We start from the raw sequence: 1,695 nt of genomic DNA, 5'->3' as shown, positions 1-1,695 counted from the left end.
CCTCGGTTTCGTCAACGGTTTCGGCCTCCAGCCCGAAACTGCGGGCGAACGCTGCGAAATCCGGGTTGGTCAGCCCCGTCGCGCTGGGGCGGCCCGGAAAATCGCGCGCCTGATGCATGCGGATCGTGCCGAACTGGCCGTTGTCCATTACTACGAACAGCGGCGTCGCGCCTTCGTGGATTGCGGTTGCAAGTTCCTGCCCCGACATCAGGAAATCACCGTCGCCGGCAACGACCACCACCTGCCGGTCCGGATGCAGGATCGAGGCCGCGATCCCCGCCGGCACGCCATAGCCCATCGCGCCAGACGTTGGCGCAAGCTGCGTGTGCGCCCGTCGATGCAGGTGGAACCGATGCAGCCATGCAGCGAAATTGCCTGCGCCATTGCAATAGATGGTGTCGGCCGGCAGCACCGCAGACAAGGTGCGGATAACGTCCGCCGGGTTCACGCCCGATTGCACGGAAGTCGGCTGAACCCACGCATGATGCATGCGCGAAAGCGACGCCACCCAGTCGCTGCGGCTGCGGGCCGCAAGACCCGCCAGCGCCCGCAGCGCAAGCCCGGCATTCGCCTGCACCGCAAGGCGCGGCTGCCAGCAGCGGCGAAGCGCATCGGGATCGGCGCAGATATGCACCAGCGCCCGGCTTGCGAAATGCTGGTCGAACAGGTCATAGCCAAGGGTCGCGTTTTCGGTCAGCCGGGCGCCGACCACCAGCAGCAGGTCGGATGAACGAACCGCCTCGACCAGTGCCGGATTGGCGCCCAGCCCCAGTTCGCCGGCATAGTGCGGATGGGCGTTGTCGAAGCGATCCTTGCGCCGCCAACTGGTCACGACTGGCAGGCCAAGGCGTTCGGCGGCCTGCTGGGCAAGGGCATTGTCCTCGGCCGACCAGAGCGGGCCGCCCAGCAACAGCACCGGGCGCTCGGCAGCTTCCAGCAAGGCGCCGATCTGCGACAACGCTTCAGCCGACGGGGCTGCGGGCGTCAGCGCTGCGGGCGCGACTGCCGTGCAGTCCGCCTCCTGCATCAGCTTGTCGTCTGGCAACACCACAACCACCGGGCCGGGCCGGCCGGAAGCGGCGATGGCAAAGGCTGCGGCCATCTGCTCGGCGGTGCGGGCAGCATCACGCAGGGTGATCACCTGCTTGGCAATGCTGCCGAAGAAACGGCTGTAGTCGACTTCCTGAAACGCCTCGCGGCCGATCATGTCGTCGCCCACCTGCCCGACCAGCAGCAGCATCGGCGTCGAATCCTGCTGCGCGGTGTGCAGGCCGATTGCGGCATGTGTTGCGCCCGGCCCACGGGTAACCATGGCGACGCCGGGCAACCCGGTCAGCTTGGCGGCGGCTTCCGCCATGTTGGCAGCGGCTGCCTCATGACGGCAGGTGACAAGCCGGACATCGACATCGCGCATCGCATCCAACAGCGGCAGATAGGATTCGCCGGGCACGGCAAAGGCATGACGGATCCCAGCGGCAGCGATCGACTGCGCAATGGCCGCAGCCACGGTTTTTGCAGTGGAGAACATGCATGATGGCAAAGCTGCATCGCCCCGCCTTGTCAACAACCCTCACCGCCTGCTAGGGGCGCCGCCTTGAGCCGGAGCGGTGGCCGAGTGGTCGAAGGCGCACGCCTGGAAAGTGTGTATACGGCAAAACCGTATCGTGGGTTCGAATCCCACCCGCTCCGCCACTT

1 protein-coding gene and 1 tRNA gene are annotated in these 1,695 nt (G+C 66.6%); one reads left to right on the top strand and one right to left on the bottom strand.

Annotated elements, in window-relative coordinates; translation table 11 throughout:
* The coding region (locus AC16JP_RS05170; protein WP_484339536.1) for a thiamine pyrophosphate-binding protein at window positions 1–1,507 on the bottom strand (1,507 nt) is incomplete at its 3' end.
* 94 nt (window positions 1,508–1,601) lie between these two features.
* Here AC16JP_RS05170 and AC16JP_RS05165 point away from each other — a divergent pair.
* Window positions 1,602–1,692 (top strand) — tRNA-Ser (locus tag AC16JP_RS05165).
* Window positions 1,693–1,695 lie beyond the last annotated feature (3 nt).

The organism is Sandaracinobacteroides sp. (assembly GCF_057137845.1).
This window is presented reverse-complemented; position numbering and strand designations above follow the sequence as displayed.